Origin of the sequence: Pseudorhodoferax sp. LjRoot39 (assembly GCF_964253035.1) — a bacterium.
In the GTDB taxonomy this organism is placed as follows: Bacteria; Pseudomonadota; Gammaproteobacteria; order Burkholderiales; family Burkholderiaceae_C; genus Pseudorhodoferax.
Genome location: NZ_CAXUQL020000001.1, coordinates 5,856,132 through 5,874,384 on the forward strand (window position 1 = coordinate 5,856,132; position 18,253 = coordinate 5,874,384).

The 18,253-nt window shown below is 67.2% G+C and carries 18 protein-coding genes and 1 riboswitch; of the genes, 14 read left to right on the forward strand and 4 right to left on the reverse strand.

Annotated elements, in window-relative coordinates; genetic code table 11:
• Positions 1-27 precede the first annotated feature (27 nt).
• Positions 28-1,935, reverse strand: a complete 1,908-nt coding sequence (thrS, locus tag ACSQ4M_RS27395; RefSeq protein WP_436194073.1) for a threonine--tRNA ligase — start codon at positions 1,933-1,935, stop codon at positions 28-30.
• Between the two features lie 264 nt (positions 1,936-2,199).
• Positions 2,200-3,531 carry an isocitrate lyase gene (aceA, locus tag ACSQ4M_RS27400; protein WP_436192545.1) on the reverse strand — a complete coding sequence of 444 codons (1,332 nt, stop codon included), beginning with the start codon at positions 3,529-3,531 and terminating at the stop codon, positions 2,200-2,202.
• Positions 3,532-3,855: 324 nt separating this feature from the next.
• On the opposite strand from aceA, the gene ACSQ4M_RS27405 reads away from it, so the two are divergent.
• Positions 3,856-4,788 (forward strand): DMT family transporter, encoded by a 933-nt coding sequence (locus ACSQ4M_RS27405; protein ID WP_436192546.1) that lies wholly within the window; start codon positions 3,856-3,858, stop codon positions 4,786-4,788.
• Here the strand turns inward: ACSQ4M_RS27405 and ACSQ4M_RS27410 are convergent.
• A complete protein-coding gene (locus ACSQ4M_RS27410) occupies positions 4,775-5,269 on the reverse strand; it encodes an Lrp/AsnC family transcriptional regulator (RefSeq protein WP_436192547.1) in 495 nt (164 codons plus the stop codon). The two genes, ACSQ4M_RS27405 and ACSQ4M_RS27410, sit on opposite strands and share 14 nt — an antisense overlap.
• Positions 5,270-5,280: 11 nt before the next feature.
• Between ACSQ4M_RS27410 and ACSQ4M_RS27415 the strand changes: the two genes are divergently transcribed.
• Together ACSQ4M_RS27415 and ACSQ4M_RS27420 are read left to right on the forward strand one after the other, a co-directional pair.
• Positions 5,281-5,556, forward strand: coding sequence for a hypothetical protein (locus ACSQ4M_RS27415; protein WP_436192548.1), 276 nt, complete (start codon positions 5,281-5,283; stop codon positions 5,554-5,556).
• A 67-nt stretch (positions 5,557-5,623) separates the two neighbouring features.
• Positions 5,624-6,067, forward strand: coding sequence for an SWIB/MDM2 domain-containing protein (locus ACSQ4M_RS27420; RefSeq protein WP_436194074.1), 444 nt, complete (start codon positions 5,624-5,626; stop codon positions 6,065-6,067).
• 56 nt (positions 6,068-6,123) lie between these two features.
• Here the strand turns inward: ACSQ4M_RS27420 and ACSQ4M_RS27425 are convergent, their stop codons facing one another.
• Positions 6,124-7,824 (reverse strand): thiamine pyrophosphate-binding protein, encoded by a 1,701-nt coding sequence (locus tag ACSQ4M_RS27425; protein ID WP_436192549.1) that lies wholly within the window; start codon positions 7,822-7,824, stop codon positions 6,124-6,126.
• A gap of 100 nt (positions 7,825-7,924) precedes the next feature.
• Between ACSQ4M_RS27425 and ACSQ4M_RS27430 the strand changes: the two genes are divergently transcribed.
• The 11 genes from ACSQ4M_RS27430 (at position 7,925) to ACSQ4M_RS27480 (ending at position 18,010) form a co-directional block, all read left to right on the forward strand.
• Positions 7,925-8,572, forward strand: a complete 648-nt coding sequence (locus tag ACSQ4M_RS27430) for a TetR/AcrR family transcriptional regulator (RefSeq protein ID WP_436192550.1) — start codon at positions 7,925-7,927, stop codon at positions 8,570-8,572.
• 92 nt (positions 8,573-8,664) lie between these two features.
• Positions 8,665-9,633, forward strand: a complete 969-nt coding sequence (locus tag ACSQ4M_RS27435) for a tripartite tricarboxylate transporter substrate binding protein (protein ID WP_436192551.1) — start codon at positions 8,665-8,667, stop codon at positions 9,631-9,633.
• A gap of 45 nt (positions 9,634-9,678) precedes the next feature.
• Positions 9,679-10,842 carry a Gfo/Idh/MocA family protein gene (locus tag ACSQ4M_RS27440; RefSeq protein WP_436192552.1) on the forward strand — a complete coding sequence of 388 codons (1,164 nt, stop codon included), beginning with the start codon at positions 9,679-9,681 and terminating at the stop codon, positions 10,840-10,842.
• Between the two features lie 4 nt (positions 10,843-10,846).
• The gene (locus ACSQ4M_RS27445; RefSeq protein WP_436192553.1) at positions 10,847-12,049 is read left to right on the forward strand and encodes a dihydrodipicolinate synthase family protein; all 1,203 of its coding nucleotides are present in this window, start codon (positions 10,847-10,849) and stop codon (positions 12,047-12,049) included.
• 50 nt (positions 12,050-12,099) lie between these two features.
• Entirely contained in the window at positions 12,100-13,062 is a 963-nt protein-coding gene (locus ACSQ4M_RS27450) for a Bug family tripartite tricarboxylate transporter substrate binding protein (protein WP_436192554.1), read from the forward strand.
• Positions 13,040-13,741, forward strand: a complete 702-nt coding sequence (locus tag ACSQ4M_RS27455) for an SDR family NAD(P)-dependent oxidoreductase (protein ID WP_436192555.1) — start codon at positions 13,040-13,042, stop codon at positions 13,739-13,741. Before ACSQ4M_RS27450 ends, ACSQ4M_RS27455 begins: the two co-directional genes overlap by 23 nt.
• Positions 13,738-14,631, forward strand: a complete 894-nt coding sequence (locus ACSQ4M_RS27460) for an NAD(P)-dependent oxidoreductase (protein WP_436192556.1) — start codon at positions 13,738-13,740, stop codon at positions 14,629-14,631. Before ACSQ4M_RS27455 ends, ACSQ4M_RS27460 begins: the two co-directional genes overlap by 4 nt.
• Positions 14,632-14,640: 9 nt before the next feature.
• The gene (locus ACSQ4M_RS27465) at positions 14,641-15,516 is read left to right on the forward strand and encodes a sugar phosphate isomerase/epimerase family protein (protein WP_436192557.1); all 876 of its coding nucleotides are present in this window, start codon (positions 14,641-14,643) and stop codon (positions 15,514-15,516) included.
• A gap of 8 nt (positions 15,517-15,524) precedes the next feature.
• Positions 15,525-16,442, forward strand: a complete 918-nt coding sequence (locus ACSQ4M_RS27470) for a DMT family transporter (RefSeq protein WP_436192558.1) — start codon at positions 15,525-15,527, stop codon at positions 16,440-16,442.
• Positions 16,443-16,498: 56 nt separating this feature from the next.
• Positions 16,499-16,912, forward strand: a complete 414-nt coding sequence (locus tag ACSQ4M_RS27475; protein ID WP_436192559.1) for a CopG family transcriptional regulator — start codon at positions 16,499-16,501, stop codon at positions 16,910-16,912.
• Between the two features lie 15 nt (positions 16,913-16,927).
• Positions 16,928-18,010, forward strand: a complete 1,083-nt coding sequence (locus tag ACSQ4M_RS27480; RefSeq protein WP_436192560.1) for an extracellular catalytic domain type 1 short-chain-length polyhydroxyalkanoate depolymerase — start codon at positions 16,928-16,930, stop codon at positions 18,008-18,010.
• 64 nt (positions 18,011-18,074) lie between these two features.
• Positions 18,075-18,230: riboswitch (FMN riboswitch) on the forward strand.
• Positions 18,231-18,253: the final 23 nt, after the last annotated feature.

Genomic DNA, 18,253 nt, shown 5'->3' on the forward strand with positions numbered 1-18,253 from the left:
AAACCAGGGCCTTGCCTGACCCTAGATTCATGCCTTGGAAGCGATGTCGCCGGCCAGCTTCGCTTGGAAGTCCGGTAGCGGCATCACACCGAGGTCCAGATTGCCTCGGGCACGCACTGCGACGGCACCGGCTTCCCGCTCTTTGTCACCTACGACAAGGATGTAAGGAAGCTTTTGCATCGAATGCTCCCGTATTTTACGGGTAATCTTCTCGTTGCGCAGATCGAGCTCCACCCTAAACCCTTGATCCAGCAGCGTTTTGGCAACAGTCCGCGCGTAATCGGCCTGTCCGTCCGTGATATTGAGGACGGAAACCTGCTTGGGCGCGAGCCACGCGGGCAGTGCGCCAGCGTGCTGTTCGATCAGGATGCCGATAAAACGCTCCAGGCTGCCGACGATGGCGCGGTGCAGCATGATGGGCCGGTGGCGCGCGCCATCCTCGCCCACGAAATCGGCGTCCAGCCGCTCAGGCATGTTGGGGTCGACCTGCATCGTGCCGCACTGCCATTGGCGGCCTAGCGCATCCTTCAGCACGTACTCGATCTTCGGACCGTAGAAGGCGCCCTCGCCTGGAAGGTATTCGAACTCACAGCCGGAGGCGCGCAGGCCGTCTGCCAATGCCGCCTCGGCCTTGTCCCAGCTTTCCTCGCTGCCGATGCGCTTCTCGGGACGCGTAGACAGCTTGTAGAGAATCTCCGTGAAACCGAAGTCCTTGTAGACCTTTTGCAGCAGCGTCGTGAAGGCCGTGACCTCGCCCTGGATCATGTCCTCGGTGCAGAAGATGTGGCCATCGTCCTGCGTGAAGCCGCGCACGCGCATGATGCCGTGCAGACCACCCGTGGGTTCGTTGCGGTGACACTGCCCGAACTCGCCGAAGCGCAGCGGCAAGTCGCGATAGCTCTTGATGCCCTGCTTGAAGATCAAGATGTGGCCCGGACAGTTCATCGGCTTGAGCGCGTAGTCGCGCTTCTCCGACTCCGTGACGAACATGTTCTCGCGGTACTTGTCCCAGTGGCCCGTCTTCTCCCACAGGCCTTTGTCCAGGATCTGCGGACCCTTGACCTCTTGGTAGCCGTTGTCGCGGTACACGCGACGCATGTACTGCTCCACCTCCTGCCACAGCGTCCAGCCTTTTGGATGCCAGAACACCATGCCTGGTGCGTGCTCATCCAGGTGGAACAGGTCGAGTTCGCGGCCCAGCTTGCGGTGATCGCGCTTCTCGGCCTCTTCCAGCATCGTCAGATACTGCTGGAGTTCGTCCTTCGTCGCCCAGGCCGTGCCGTAGACGCGCTGCAGCATCTCGTTGCGGTGGTCGCCGCGCCAGTAGGCGCCGGCCACCTTCATGAGCTTGAAGAAGCGCAGCTTGCCCGTGCTGGGCACGTGCGGACCACGGCACAGGTCTTCGAACTTGCCTTCGCGGTACAGGGACACGTCTTCGTTGGACGGGATGCTCGCGATGATCTCGGCCTTGTAATGCTCGCCCAGGCTCTCGAAGTAGGCCACGGCTTCGTCGCGCGGCAGCACGCGGCGCACCACGGGCTCGTCCTTGGCAGCCAGTTCGGCCATCTTCTTCTCGATGGCCACCAGGTCCTCGGGCGTGAACGGGCGCTTGTACGAGAAGTCGTAGTAGAAGCCGTTCTCGATGACTGGGCCGATCGTGACCTGTGCCTCCGGAAACAACTCCTTCACGGCATACGCCAGCAAGTGAGCCGTCGAGTGGCGGATCACTTCCAGGCCGTCGGCGTCCTTGGCCGTCACGATGGACAGCGGGCTGTCGGCCGTGATTTGGTGGCTCGTGTCGACGACCTTGCCGTCGATCTTGCCGGCCAGGGCCGCCTTGGCCAGGCCGGAACCGATCGACGCGGCGACTTCGGCCACCGTGACCGGGCCGGGGAACTCGCGCTGCGAACCGTCGGGAAGCGTGATGTGGATCATGGGTTCAATGCTCATCAGGGTGGAGATCGATGCGCCAACAAAAAAGCGCGGAACAGGTCCGCGCTTTTCTGGTGGGAATGCAGGCAGGCAGGCGCGAACGGTCGGCCTCAACGGCCGTTGGAGGTCTCCGTCGTAGTTCGCGGTGTCATAACCAGCATGCCTTTCTCGCCCTTGTTCATGGAAGCAAAGCCCGCATTCTAGCGGCCCAAGCGAAAAAGGCCCCGGCAGCTTCCTGCCGGAGCCCTGTCTCCTCGCCCTACCCAATCAGTGGAACTGCTCTTCTTCGGTCGACCCCGTCAGCGCCTTGACGCTGGACGAGCCACCCTGGATCACCGTAGTCACGTCGTCGAAGTAGCCAGCGCCGACCTCCTGCTGGTGCGACACGAAGGTATAGCCCTGTTCGCGTGCTGCGAATTCCGGCTCTTGCACCATCTCCACGTAGTGCTTCATGCCTTCGCCGCGGGCATAGGCGTGCGCGAACTTGAAGGTGTTGTACCAGTTGACGTGGATGCCAGCCAGCGTGATGAACTGGTACTTGTAGCCCAGCGCGGACAGTTCGTCCTGGAACCTGGCGATCGTCTTGTCGTCCAGGTTCTTTCTCCAGTTGAACGACGGCGAGCAGTTGTACGACAGCAGCTTGCCCGGGCTCTTGGCATGCACGGCCTGCGCGAACTCACGGGCGAAGCCCAGGTCCGGCGTGCCGGTTTCGCACCACACCAGGTCGGCGTAAGGTGCGTAGGCCACGCCGCGGCTGATGGCCTGCTCCAGACCGTTCTTGACGCGGTAGAAGCCCTCCTGCGTGCGCTCGCCGGTCAGGAACGGCTTGTCGTTGGCATCGTGGTCGGAGGTGATCAGGTTGGCGGCTTCCGCATCGGTACGCGCCAGCACGATGGTGGAGACACCCATCACGTCGGCGGCGAAGCGCGCGGCGATCAGCTTCTCGCAGGCTTCGTGCGTGGGCACCAGCACCTTGCCGCCCATGTGACCGCACTTCTTGACAGCAGCCAGTTGGTCTTCGAAGTGCACGCCCGCAGCACCGGCCGCGACCATGTTCTTCATGAGCTCAAACGCGTTCAGCACGCCGCCGAAGCCGGCTTCCGCATCGGCCACGATGGGCAGGAAGTAGTCGATGAACTCCTTGTTGCCGGGCTCAATGCCACGGCCCCACTGGATTTCGTCAGCACGCTTGAAGGTGTTGTTGATACGGCGGACCATGGTCGGCACCGAGTCGTAGGCATACAGCGACTGGTCGGGATACATGGTTTCGGAAGTGTTGCCGTCGGCGGCCACTTGCCAGCCCGACAAGTACACCGCCTCCAGACCAGCCTTGGCCTGCTGCATGGCCTGGCCGGCGGAGATCGCGCCGAAGGCGTTCACGTAGCCCTTCTTGGCGCCACCATTGATCTTCTCCCACAGCTTCTCGGCGCCGCGCTTGGCCAGGGTGTATTCGATCGGCAGCGAGCCGCGCAGGCGCACCACGTCAGCAGCGCTGTAACCGCGCTTGACGCCCTTCCAGCGCGGGTTGGTCGCCCAGTCCTTCTCCAGGGCGGCGATCTGCTGTTCACGGCTGAGTTGTTCGGTCACGGATTGGGGCATGGAAGTTCTCCAGGACGTTGATGGGATGGGCAAATTCTATGTCTTATATAAGACCAGATTTTTCTCATATGTCTTATACAAGACAAAAATTAATATCAATAAAAACAATATCTTAAGTTCCACTTTTCTCAATAAGAAATACTGAACTCCATTGCAAAAACAGGACCAAGGCACTTTCCGAATAAATTTCACATTAAGAAATGTGTTTTTTGCTGATGCAGTGCAGCAATTCACCCCCCCCACGAGCAGCCCCTTCCGCCGCGGCCATGCCCCTCGACCACGCCGCGCGTAGGCCATGATGCGCGGCTTCGTCGCACCCACAAGATGAACCTCGTGACCCCGTCCTCCCACCGCCTTGCCGCCAGCGCCTGCCTTGCCGCCAGCATGACCCTGGTCGGCAGCTATGTCGCCCTGTCCAAGCCGCTCGCCGCCGCATTCCCGGTTCTGCTGCTGGCCTGGCTGCGCTTTGGCATCGCCGCAGTGGCCATGCTGCCCTGGCTGCGCAAGCCGGCGCACGAGCCGCCGATGACCCGCACCACGCGCCGCCTCGTGTTCCTGGAATCCTTCCTCGGCAACTTCCTGTTCTCGATCTGCATGATCTACGGCGTCAGCATGACCAGCGCCGTGTCGGCAGGCGTGGTCATGGCGGCCATCCCAGCGGCCGTGGCCGTTGCGAGTTGGCTGCTGCTGCGCGAGCGCGTCACGGGCCGCACCTGGGCGGCCGTCGCCTGCGCCGTGGTCGGCATCGGCCTGCTGGGCATCGCCAAGCCCGTTCATGGCGCACCAGGCGGCGGCAGCCAGCAGGGCACCGCCTTGCTGGGCCACCTGCTGCTGTTTGCGGCGGTGCTGTGCGAAGCCGCCTATGCAGTCATCGGCAAGAAGCTGACCAGCAGTCTGGGGCCCAAGCGCATCAGCGCACTGATCAACCTCTGGGGCTTGGTGCTCGCCACGCCGTTCGGCCTGTACTTCGCCGCGCAGTTCGACTTTGGCGCCGTCAGCGCGGGGCTGTGGATCCTGCTGGTGTTCTATGCGCTGGCCGCCAGCATCTGGACCGTGTGGCTGTGGATGACCGGGCTGCGGTCCATCCCCGCGGCGCAGGCCGGCGTGTTCAGCGTGCTGCTGCCGGTCAGCGCCGCGCTGACGGGCGTGCTCGCGCTCGGCGAGCGCATGGGCACCCTGGAATTGCTGGCGTTGGCGATCGCCCTGGTCGGCGTGGCCCTTGCCACGCTGCCGGGCCGCTCGGTCAGCGATCTTTGAGGCGGTGCGCCGCTGGGCGCACGTTCTCCTGGCGCGCGGGCAGCACCGGCGCATGCTCGCGCGGCGCGTTCAGAACAATGGAGGTCGAGGTGTCGGCCAGCACGCAAAACTTGCTCACCACCGCATCCAGGTGCGGCACATCGATCACCGCGATCTCGAGCACCCAGCTGTCCTCGCCGGTCACGTTGAAGGCATTGATGACCTCGGGCGTCTGCTCGATGAGCTTGACCACACGCGCGTACTCGGCACGCCCCACCCGCACCAGCGCACGGATACCGTAGCCAAGACGCGACAGATCGAGCTCGGCACGGTAGGCCTTGATGACCCCGGCGATCTCCAGCTTGCGCACGCGCTCGGTGACCGCCGGCTGGCTCAAATGCACCCGTCGGCCCAGCTCGGCCATGGTCATGCGGGCTTCTCGCTGCAACTCCGAGAGGATCTTGTCGTCGTAGGCGTCGAGCGCATGGGCTTCAGCAATCATCCGAAACTCTTTTGAAGATTGAAGTTGATCTGCATTCTACTTATCAGGAATTCGCCATTCTTATGATTTTCTTTTCCCTGCAAACGTCGCCCCAGGCAAATCGCTGCTCCTGCGGCGGTGGTGCCGCGCGGCACCCTCGCGGACGCCGGCCGCACACCTCGCCGCGCCTGCTGCGCGATGCGCTCGCCAGCGCCTGCACGCACAGCATGTTGGCGCGCGAAAAATCCGCGACATGCACAGCGAAAAAGGAGGCTCTCTCTCTTGGAAAGCCGTTTCTTCTCCATTAGCATCCGCTCTGCCAGTGAGGAAGGTTTTTTCGCTGGTGACAACGCAACACCAAAAAGGATCTCAATCATGGCAACTGCAAAGAAAGCGCCCGCGAAAGCGGCTCCGGCAAAGAAGGCGGCCCCGGTCGCGGCGAAGAAGGCTGCCGCCCCCGCCAAGAAGGCAGCGGCTCCGGCGAAGAAGGCCGCCGCGCCCGCCAAGAAGGCAGCTCCGGCCAAGAAGGCCGCCGCGCCCGCCAAGAAGGCCGCAGCACCCGCCAAGAAGCGCGCCGTCAACGCCGCCTTCATGAAGGCCCTGACGCCCAGCGCCGCGCTGGCCGGCGTCGTCGGTGCAGCCCCGATGCCGCGCACCGAAGTGGTCAGCAAGCTGTGGGTCTACATCAAGAAGAACAAGCTGCAGGACGCCGTCAACAAGCGCATGATCAACGCCGATGCCAAGCTGAAGGAAGTCTTCGGCAAGGCCCAGGTGTCCATGTTCGAGATGGCTGGCCTGATCGGCAAGCACCTCAAGTAAGACGGCCCTCGCCGTCTTCATCAAAGGCCGGCTCTGCCGGCCTTTTTCATGGGCGCTCAGGCCTTGCCGGCCTTCCTCAAAGCAGCCTGCGTGATCGCGCTCAGGGTGCCGCGCGTGGTGATGACCTCGGGGTCCAGCACCACCTCGATCAGCGTGCCGTTCGGCCGCTCCAGCGCCGCCAGCAACTGGGCCTCGAACTCCTCGGTCCGCGTGATGCGCACGCCGGCATAGCCGTAGGCCTCGGCCAGCTTCACGAAGTCGGGATTGGCCAGCGCCGTGCCGCTCACGTTCTTCGGGTACTCGCGCTCCTGGTGCATGCGGATGGTGCCGAACATGCCGTTGTTGAGCAGCAGCACGATGCTCTTGGCGCCGCATTGCGCGGCCGTGGCCAGTTCCTGCCCGTTCATGAGGAAGTCGCCGTCGCCCGCGATGGTGAAGGACACCCGGCCGGTCGTGATGGCTGCTGCGATCGCCGCCGGCACGCCATAGCCCATCGCACCATTGGTCGGCGCCAGCTGCGTCTTGTGGCCCTTGGCCAGGCCATGGTGGCGAAAGAATCGGTGCATCCAGCTGGCGAAGTTGCCCGCGCCGTTGGTGACCACCGCGTCGGCCGGCAGGTGCTTCTGCAGCAGGCCGACGATGGCCGGCATGTCGATGTCGCCCGGCAGCGCCTGCGGCTGCAGGTTCTCCAGGTAGTCGGAATGGGCCGCCTGGGTCCAGTCCTCCCACGGCAGGCTGGTCGGCGCCGTCAGCACCTCGAGCGAGCGCGCCGCCGCGTTCATGGTCGCGTTGATCGCCAGATCGGCCTGGTAGACCCGGTTGAGCTCCTCGGCGCTGGCGTGGATGTGGACCAGCTTCTGCTTGCTGCGCGGCGCCTCGATCAGCGTGTAGCCGCCGGTTGTCATCTCGCCCAGCCGTGGACCGATGGCCAGGATCAGGTCGCTGTCCCGCACGCGTTGCGCGAGCTTGGGGTTGAGGCCGATGCCGATGTCGCCGGCGTACTGCGGATGCCAGTTGTCGAAGGTGTCCTGGAAGCGGAAGGCGTTGCCCACGGGCAGCTTCCAGTTCTCGGAAAAGCGCTGCAGTGCCTGTGCGGCCTGCGGCGTCCAGCCGCTGCCGCCCGCGATCACAAGCGGCTTGCGCGCGGCCAGCAGCATCTCGCGCAACGTGCGCAGCGCACCAGGGTCGCTCCAGGCCTGCACCGCCTCCACGCGCGGCAGCGGCGCCACGTCGACCTCCTGCACCAGCATGTCCTCGGGCAGAGCCAGCACCACGGGGCCGGGGCGGCCGTTCATGGCCGTGGCGAACGCGCGCGCCACGTACTCGGGAATGCGCCGCGCGTCGTCGATGCGCTCCACGCGCTTGGCGAAACCCTTGGTGCTGGGGCCGAAGAAGCTTTGGTAGTCGACCTCCTGGAACACTTCGCGGTCGCGCGAGTCGCTGGCCACGTCGCCGACGAACAGCACCATGGGCGTGGAATCCTGGAACCCCGTGTGCACGCCGATGGAGGCATTGGTGGCACCGGGCCCGCGCGTGACGAAGCACACGCCGGGCCGGCCGGTCAGCTTTCCATGGGCCTCGGCCATGAAGGCGGCGCCGCCCTCCTGCCGGTTGATGACGAACTGGATGCGGTCGCCGTAGGCATGGAAGCCGTCCAGCGCCGCGAGATAGCTCTCGCCGGGTACGCCGAAGACGTGGCTCACGCCCTGCTCGACCAGACACTGCACCAACAAATGACCCGCGATCTGTTTGCTCATGGAATTCCTGTGGGAAGCTGCGTTGCGAAAGACGGCGGCCATTATGGGCCGTGGCCCGCCCGGGCTTGCTTTAATTCACCAATCAGTTAATTATCAGGACATGAGCGCCACCCCCACGCCCCTCGAACCGCGCACCCGCGATGCCGACCGCTCGCAGCTGATCATCCTGGACGCCGCCCGCGAGGAGTTCGCGCGCCACGGCCTGGCCGGCGCCCGCGTGGACCGCATCGCCGAGCGCGCCGGCATCAACAAGCGCCTGATCTACTACTACTTCGAGAGCAAGGACGGCCTGTTCCTCGCAGTGCTGGAGCAGACCTACCTGGACATCCGCGAGGCGGAAAAGCAGCTGCACCTGGACGAGTTGCCGCCCGCCCAGGCCATCCGCCGCCTCACCGAATTCACCTGGGACTACTACCTCGCCCACCCCGAGTTCCTGACCCTGCTCAACAGCGAAAACCTGCACCGCGGCACGCATCTGGCGCAGTCGGCCCGGGTGCGCGAGATGAACTCGCCGCTGATCGACACGCTGGCCCAGATCCTGGAGCGCGGCCGCGCCGAAGGACTGTTCCGCGGCGGCATCGACCCGCTGCAGCTCTACGTCTCCATCGCCGGCATGGCGTACTTCTACCTGTCCAACCAGCACACGCTGCGCGCCGTGTTCGGCCGCGACCTCATGACGCCCAAGGCGCAGCACGAACGCCTGTCCCACATGTGCGAGGTCGTCCTAGGGTATGTACTTAGAAGCTGACGAGAGGCGCGCGTTGACGTCGGCAACCCCGGATTCCTAGAATGGCACAATTCACCGATTGGTGAAAACAAGTCAACACCCGGAGACCCAACATGACCTCGACCCGCCTGGCCACCCTGCTCGCCGCCGCCCTGCTGCCCGCATTCGCCGCCGCCCAGGGCGGCTATCCGAACAAGCCGATCCGTGTGGTCGTGCCGTTCGCGGCCGGCAGCACCACGGACATCATCGCGCGCGCCATCACCGACAAGATGGGCCAGAGCATGGGCCAGACCCTGGTGGTCGACAACCGCGGCGGCGCCAGCGGCACGATCGGCCAGCAGGCCGTGGCCACGGCCGCGCCGGACGGCTACACGATCATGATCCACTCGTCCTCGCACACGGTCAGCCCGTCCACCTTCGCCAAGCTGCCGTTCGACACCGTGGCCGACTTCGCCGCCGTCACGCCGATCTCCAGCACACCCAACGTGCTCGTGATCTCGCCGGCCAAGGGCATCAAGACGGTGCAGGACCTCGTGGCCAAGGCCAAGGCCGAGCCCGGCAAGATGAACTTCGCGTCCGCCGGCCAGGGCAGCGCCACCCACCTGAACGCCGAGAAGTTCAAGATGGCCGCCCACATCGACGCCACCAACATCCCGTTCAAGGGCTCGGCCGAGGCCGTCACCGAAGTGCTGGCCGGCCGCGTGGACTACTACTTCTCGCCGATCGCGCCCGTCATCGGCCAGATCAAGGATGGCCAGTTGCTGGCCCTGGCGGTCGGCTCGCCCAAGCGCGCCAGCGCACTGCCCGACGTGCCGACCACCACCGAAGGCGGCGTGCCGGGCTCGGAGTTCAACTTCTGGATCGGCATGATGGCCCCTGCCAAGACCCCGCGCGACATCGTCAACCGCCTGCATGACGAAGTGCTCAAGGCATTGGCCAGCCCCGAGGTGAAGGAGCGCTTCCTCAAGCTCGGCGCCGACGCCTGGACCATGAAGCCCGAAGAGTTCGACGCCTACATCAAGACCGAGATCCAGGCCAACGCCAAGCTGGTCAAGGCGGCCGGCCTCTCGCCGTCCAACTGACCCCCCGCCCTCCCGTTCCCTCTCCACGTTCGCAGGAAGTTCGCTATGCCTACCCAACGCCTTGGTCTGATCATGCACGGTGTCACCGGCCGCATGGGCATGAACCAGCACTTGATCCGCTCCATCGTCGCCATCCGCAACCAGGGCGGCGTCACGCTCTCCAACGGCGACAAGGTGATGCCCGACCCGATCCTGATTGGCCGCAATGCCGAGAAGATCGAGGCGCTGGCCAAGGCCCACGGCATCGCGCGCTGGGGCACGAACCTCGAGGCCGCCCTCGCCAACAAGGACGACACGGTGTTCTTCGATGCCGGCACCACGCAGATGCGCCCCACGCTGCTGGCCCAGGCGCTGCGCGCCGGCAAGCATGTCTACTGCGAAAAGCCCATCGCCACCACGCTGGCCGAGGCCATGGAGATTTCCAAGACCGCCAGCAAGTCGGGCCTCAAGCACGGCGCCGTGCAGGACAAGCTGTTCCTGCCCGGCCTGCGCAAGCTGGACATGCTGCGCCGCGCGGGCTTCTTCGGCAAGATGCTGTCGGTGCGCCTGGAGTTCGGCTACTGGGTGTTCGAGGGCGACCTGCAACCGATCCAGCGCCCGAGCTGGAACTACCGCAGTGAAGACGGCGGCGGCATGATCCTGGACATGATGTGCCACTGGCGCTACGTGCTGGACAACCTGTTCGGCAAGGTGCAATCGGTCTCCTGCCTGGCCGCCACGCACATCCCCAAGCGCTGGGACGAAGCCGGCAAGGAATACACCGCCACCGCTGACGACGCGGCCTACGCCACCTGCGAACTGCAGGGCCATGGCGGCGAAAGCGTGATCGCGCAGCTCAACATGAGCTGGGCCACGCGCGTGCGCCGCGACGACCTCGTGACCTTCCATGTCGACGGCACGCATGGTTCGGCCGTGGCCGGCCTGTCGGACTGCCGCGCCCAGAGCCGCGTGAACACGCCGCGCCCGGTCTGGAACCCGGACGTCAAGCAGACCATGAACTTCTTCGACCAATGGCAGGAAGTGCCCGATTCCATGGTCTACGACAACGGCTTCAAGATCCAGTGGGAGCACTTCATCCGCCACGTGGTGGAAGACGCGCCCTACGCCTGGACACTGCCCGAAGGCGCCAAGGGCGTGCAGCTGGTCGAGGCCGCGCTGCAGTCGCACAGGGAACGCCGCTGGGTCGACGTGCCCGAGCTGAAGGTCTGACACCATGGCGCTCTCGATCCAACTCCCCACGCCGCAAGGCCTGGCCGACTACACCCTGCGCGGCCAGCCGCTGGCCCGCCCGCCGGCCGGCCTGAAGTTCAACCGCATCGCCTATTCGGCCGCACACGTGGTGGCCGACCCGCTGGCCGCCGTCGACCCCTGGCTCACGGCCGCCGTGGACTGGGACGCCACCATCGCCTACCGCCAGCACCTGTGGTCGCTGGGCCTGGGCGTGGCCGAGGCCATGGACACGGCCCAGCGCGGCATGGGCCTGGACTGGCCCACCTCGCTGGAGCTGATCCGCCGCTCGCTGGACGCGGCCAAGGACCACCCGGGCGCTTTCGTGGCTTCGGGCTGCGGCACCGACCACCTGGACATCGACGCGGTCAAGACCGTGGACGACGTGATCCGCGGCTACGAGGAGCAGATGGCCGCCATCGAGAAGCTCGGGGGCAAGCTCATCATCATGGCCAGCCGCGCGCTGGCCCGCGTGGCCAAGAGCCCGGCCGACTACGAGCGCGTGTACGGCCGCATCCTGTCGCAGGCCAGGCAGCCGGTGGTGCTGCACTGGCTCGGCCCGATGTTCGACCCGGCGCTGGCAGGCTACTGGGGCAACGACAACGCCGACGCGGCCATGGACACGGCCCTGGCCGTCATCGCGGCCAACCCGACCAAGGTCGATGGCATCAAGATCTCCCTGCTCGACAAGGACAAGGAGATCGCGATGCGCCGGCGCCTGCCGGATGTGGGCGGCCTGGACGGCCGGGGCGTCCGCATGTACACGGGCGACGACTTCAACTACGCCGAACTCATCGCAGGCGACGGCTGGGGCGAGCAGCCCCTGCAAGGCCAGAGCGATGCGCTGCTGGGCATCTTCGACGCGATCGCGCCGGCCGCCAGCGCGGCGCTGGGCAAGCTGGCCGAGGGCAAGCTCGACGAGTTTCACAGCATCCTGGGGCCGACGGTGCCGCTGTCGCGCCACATCTTCGCTGCGCCCACGCGCTTCTACAAGACCGGCGTGGTGTTCATGGCCTGGCTCAACGGCCACCAGAAGCACTTCACGATGGTCGGCGGGCAGCAGAGCACGCGCTCGCTGCAACACCTGGCCGAGCTGTTCCGCCTGGCCGACGCGGCCAACGTGCTGGAGAAGCCAGAACTGGCTGTGCAGCGCATGCGTTCGCTGCTGGCCGTCCACGGCATCGATTGAGCTTCCGCGGGGCGGCAGGTGCGGCCCCGCCACCACATCAGGAGACAGACATGCACGTCGTTTCGCGCCGGGCCCTGGCGGCCCTCGCCCTCGCGCTGCCGTTCACGGCCGCGTTGGCCAATGACTATCCCAACAAGCCCGTGCGCGTGATCATCCCGTTCCCGCCGGGCGGCACGCTGGACACCGTGGGCCGACTGCTCGCGCAAAAGCTCGGCGAGCAGACGGGCCAGAGCTTCGTGGTCGAGAACCGTCCCGGCGGCAACGCCACCATCGGGGCGGGTGCCGTGGCCAAGTCGCCGGCCGACGGCTACACGCTGCTGTTCAACGCCTCGACCTTCACGACCTCCACGCACTTCCTGAAGTCGCCGCCCTACGACCCGGCCACCGACTTCACGCCGATCGCGCTGGTGGCCAAAGCGCCGCTGTCGGTCTCGGTCAACAAGGATTTGCCCATCACCGACGTCAAGTCGCTGATCACGCATGCCAAGGCGAATCCGGGCAAGCTCAGCTTCGCGGTAGGCTCCATCGCCTCGGCCGGGCATTTCTCGACCGAACTGATCAAGAGCAGCGCCGGCCTGAACCTGCAGATCGTGCCTTACAAGGGCTCGGCACCGGCCTACCAGGACTTGGTGGGCGGGCAGATCGCCGGCTTCGTCGACCCGGTGCTGGGCGCGACCTCGTTCTACAAGAGCGGCATGCTGGAGATCATCGCCGTGACCTCCAAGACCCGGCTGCCCACGCTGCCCGAGGTGCCCACGGTCGGCGAGACCATCCCCGGCTACGAGTTCTACAGCTGGTACGGCCTGTGGGGCCCGGCCAAGCTGCCGGCCGAGGTCACGGCCAAGCTCAATGCCGAGGTCAACAAGGCGCTGGCCGGCGAGATGAAGGAGCGGCTGACCAGCCAGGGCATCCTGCTCGGCGGCGGCAGCCCCGACGAGTTCGCGCGCTTCCAGAAGGACGACACGGCGCGCGCGTTCAAGACCATCGCCGATGCCAACATCCGCCCCGAGTGAGTCCCGTGCCGTCGTGACCGGCAGCAGTGCCGGCATCGGCGCGGCGATCGCCCAGACCCTGCTTGCGCAGGGCTGGGCCGTGACGGGCATGGACCGCGCCGCTGCCTCCATCGATCACGTGCGCTATGACCACGTGCAAGTGGACCTGGCCGACGGTGCCGCCACCGACGCGGCGGCGCGCGCCGCCGAGGGCGCGCAAGCCTTGGTGCACGCGGCTGGCGTGCTGCGCGTGGCGCCGCTGGGCCGCCTGAAGCCCGAGGACGGCGCCCGCATGTGGCAGCTGCACGTGGACGCGCTGAGCCGCATCGCCAACATCCTGCTGCCGGCCATGGCCCGCGCAGGCCAGGGCCGCGTGGTGCTGATCGGCAGCCGCGTCGCCAGCGGCGTGGCCGGCCGCAGCCAGTACGCCGCCACCAAGGCCGCCATGCTGGCGCTCGCGCGCAGCTGGGCGGCCGAGGTCGTGGCGCAGGGCGTCACGGTCAACGTGGTGTCGCCCGCGGCCACGCGCACCGGCATGCTGGACGACCCGGCACGCCAGACCGAACAACCCAAGCTGCCGCCCATGGGCCGGCTCATCGAGCCCGACGAGGTCGCCGCACTGGTGGGCTTCCTGCTGTCGCCGGCCGCTGCGCCCATCACGGGCCAGGACATCCGCGTCTGCGGTGGCGCTTCGCTATGACCGCACCCGTCCCCCCCGTCGGACTGGTCGGCCTGGGCCTCGTGGGCCAGGCCATCGCGCAGCGCCTGCGTGAAGCCGGCATCGCCACGCTGGGCTACGACATCCGCGCCGAGGCGCGTGCAGCGTTCGAAGGTGAAGCCGCCGACAGCGTGCGCGCGCTCGGCGAGCGCTGCGACACCGTGGTGCTGGCCGTGTTCGACACCGGCGGCGTGGTCGACAGCGTCGAGGGCGTGCAAGGCCTGCTGTCGGCCGCAGCGCCGCGCACGCAACTGTTGATCGACTGCTCCACGGGCGACCCCGACAAGCTGCAGGCCCTCGCCGGACGCCTGGCCGCACGCGGCCTGGGCTTCGTTGAGGCCCCGCTGTCCGGCTCCAGCGAACAGATCGCCGCCGGCCAGGCCACGATGCTGGTGGGCACCGACGCCGCCACGCTGGCCCGTGCCGCGCCGCTGCTGGACCGCATCGCCGCCACGCGCGTGCACGTGGGTGGTGCCGGCATGGGCGCGCGCGCCAAGCTGGCCACCAACCTCGTGCTGGGCCTGAACCGCGCCGTGCTGGCCGAAGGCATGGTCTTCGCCGAGCGCCTGGGCATCGCACCTGCGGCCTTCCTCGAACTGGTGCTGGCCACGCCCGCACGCTCCGGCGCCGCCGAAGCCAAGGGCCGCATGATGGTCGAGGAGCGTTTCGAACCCCAATCCCGCATCCGCCAGCATCTCAAGGACGTGGACCTCATGCTGGCCGCCGCGGCCGACCAGGGCCAGGCCCTGCCCCTGTCGCAGACCCACGCCGCGCTCATGCGCGCGGCCATCGCGGCCGGCGACGGCGAACTCGACAACGCCGCCATCGTGCGCCAGCTGCGCCGCGAGCGCATTCCTCCCACCTCTTCCTGAAGCACCCCCATGCGCGATTTCTCTTCCAGCCACGAATGGCTGTCCATGAACACCGCCACCGTGCGCAAGCAGTGGCAGCTGCCGCAGATCATCGACGAGTGCGCACGCCGCGGCATCCGCGCGATCAGCCCCTGGCGCGACCAGGTGGCCGCTGCCGGCCTGGAGGCCACGCGCCGGCAGCTCAAGGAACACGGCATGCAGCTGTCGGGCTACTGCCGCGGCGGCTTCTACCCGGCCGCCGACGCCGCTGGCCTGGCCGCCGCGCTCGACGACAACCGCCGCGCCATCGACGAGGCCAAGACGCTGGACGCGGCCTGTCTCGTGCTCGTGGTCGGCGCGCTGCCAGGTGCGCTGACCGGCAAGCCGGCCTACACCGACATCGCCCGCGCCCGCAACGAGGTGCGCGACGGCATCTCTGCCTCGCTCGAGTACGCGCGCGAGGTCGGCATGCCGCTGGCCATCGAGCCGCTGCACCCCATGCAGGCGGCCGAGCGCGCCTGCATCAACACGCTGGAACACGCGCTGGACCTGTGCGATGCGCTCGACCCCGGCCAGACCGGCATGCTGGGCGTGGCCATGGACGTCTACCACTGCTGGTGGGACCCCAAGCTGCAGCAGCAGATCGCCCGCGCCGGCGACGCGAAGCACACGCGCCTGTTGGCCTACCACGTCTGCGACTGGCTCACGCCCACGCGCGACCTGCTCAACGACCGCGGCATGATGGGCGACGGCGTGGTCGAGCTCAAGAAGATCCGCGGCTGGGTCGAGCAGGCCGGTTTCGCCGGCTTCGCCGAGGTCGAGATCTTCTCGGAACTGGACTGGTGGCAGCGCCCCGGTGCCGAGGTGCTGGAGACCTGCATCGCGCGCCACAAGAGCGCGGTATAAACCCGGCCGTGCATTCGCCTCCCACCAACGCAGCCGCCAACCGACGCGGCATCTGGATGATGGCGGGGGCCATGGCGGGCTTCGTCGTCAACGACGCCATCGTCAAGCATGTGAGCGAGGGCATGCCCTCGGCGCAGCTGATCTTCCTGCGCGGCGTGCTGGCCTCGTTGCTGGTGCTGGGCATGGCCTGCGCGCTGGGCGTGCGCAGGCAGCTGCGCCACGTATTGCAGCCGCGCGTCGCATCGCGCGCAGCGGTGGACGCCTGCGCCACGGTGATGTACCTGCTCTCGCTGTTCCACCTGCCGCTGGGCAATGCGACGGCCATCAACCTCGCGGCGCCGCTGTTCATGGTGGTGTTCGCGGTCTGGTTCCTGAAGGAGCGCCCCGGCACTGCGCGCTGGCTGGCCGTGGCCGTGGGTTTCGCCGGCGTGCTGTGCGTGGTGCAGCCCCGCAGCGATGGCTTCAATGCCTGGGCCCTGCTGTGCCTGGCCGGCACGCTGTTCCACGCCACGCGCGACCTGCTCACGCGCCGCATCGACCCGGCCATTCCCTCCATCGTGGTCACGCTGTCCACGGCGGTGGCGGTCACGCTGCTGTCGGGCGCCATGTCGCTGGCCCAGGGCTGGCAGCCCTTTGCGCCGGTGCAGCTGGCATGGCTGGCGGCCGCATCGGTGTTCCTCGTGGCCGGCTACTTCCTGATCATCCAGTGCATGCGCCAGGGCGAGGTTTCGCTGACAGCGCCATTCCGCTACTCGGCCCTGCTGTTCGCCGTGGTGCTGGGCTATGGAGTCTGGGGCGACGTGCCCAACGCCTGGGCCTGGTGCGGCATCGCGCTGCTGGTGGGCTCGGGCCTGTATGTGGTGCACGACCAGCGCGGCCGCACAGCGCGGGCGCAGCGCCTGGCGCTCGAAGCGCAAATCGACTAGCGACCCTCTTGAAAACATCCAATGACCATCCATATGGATGGCATGAGGATGTTTTCATGACCAACACCCAGTCCATTGCGCGCGTCAGCGAGTCCGAGAAGCTGACCATCAACCTCGGCTACGTCGATCTGGGCCAGATCGACCTGCTGGTGGCCGAGGGCTTCTACGCCAACCGCAGCGACTTCATCCGCACCGCCATCCGCAACCATCTGGCGACGCACGGCGACGCGCTGCGCCAGGTGGTGGCGCGCAAGATGCTGGTGCTTGGACTACAGCAGTTCTCGGCAGCCGACCTCACACGGGTCCGCGCGGCCGGCGAGAAACTGCAGATCAGGGTGCTGGGATTGGCCAGCATCGCGCCCGATGTGCCAGCAGAACTTGCGGCGGAGACCATCGAATCCATCACCGTGCTGGGTGCGCTCCATGCGAGCCCGACCGTCCGAGCCGCATTGGCCGGACGCATCCACTGAGACGAGAACTCCACCATGAAGCACCTGTTCACCGAGCTGTTCGGCGAAGCCACGCGCCTGACCCAGGGCGGCCAGTTCCAGGCCGCCACCGACCTGATCCAGCGCACGCTGCGCGATGCCGGCCTGGCCGGCCTGGCACCGACGCAGGCGCCACCAGACCAGGGCACCGTGATCGATGCCGAGAGCCGCGTGGTCCCCGATGAGGCGCTGCCACCGTCGGCCACACGCAGCGAACACGCCGCTGCGCCCGACGCCGAACAATGGCTGGACGGCAGCTTCAGCCACCGTGGCCGAACGCTGGCCTACAAGCTCTACGTGCCGCCCACTGCGGCCAACGCAGCGCCTGCGCCGCGGCCGCTGCTCGTCATGCTGCACGGCTGCACGCAGGACGCGGACGACTTCGCCGCCGGCACGCGCATGAACCAACTGGCCCGTGCGGCCGGCATGCTGGTGCTGTACCCCGTGCAGACCCAGCACGCCAACGCGCAGAAGTGCTGGAACTGGTTCAAGCCGCAGCACCAGCGGCGCGACCAGGGCGAGCCGGCCCTGCTGGCCGCGCTGACAAAGGAGGTCATGGCCACCCATGCGGTCGATGCCGAGCGCGTCTATGTGGCGGGCCTGTCGGCCGGTGGCGCCATGGCCGACATCCTGGGCCGCAGCCATCCCGACCTGTTCGCGGCCGTCGGCGTGCATTCCGGCCTGCCGCTGGGTACCGCGAACGACCTGCCCTCGGCCCTGGCAGCCATGCGCAGCGGTCCCACGGGCGCGGCCACCACCGACCTGCCCACGCGCCCGGTCATCGTGTTCCACGGCGACGCGGACAGCACCGTGCATCCGTCCAATGGCGCCGCCGTCGCACGCGACGGCCGGCCGCAAGAGCGCCCCGACATCCGCAAGGGCCGCGCGCCGAACGGCCAGGCCTTCACCCACACCGTCTACCGCGGCGCCGACGGCAGCAGCCAGGCCGAGCACTGGGTACTGCACGGCCTGGGCCATGCCTGGTCGGGCGGCAGCCCGGCGGGCAGCTACACCGCGCCGGGCGGCGTAGATGCCAGCGCCGAACTGCTGCGCTTCCTGCTGTCGCACAGGCGTCCTTAGCCGCCAAAGGGTTGCCGCGCGCCGCCTAGAATTGCCCCGCGCCGACCCGTCACGGGCCGGCGCAAAGCGTTCTCAGGGCGGGGTGCAATTCCCCACCGGCGGTGATGGCGGGGCAACCCGCACAAGCCCGCGAGCGCCTTGCACGCCAGCCGTGCAAGGGTCAGCAGATCCGGTGCGATCCCGGAGCCGACGGTCACAGTCCGGATGAAAGAGAGCGCGATCGCGATGCCGCGCGTGCGTCCG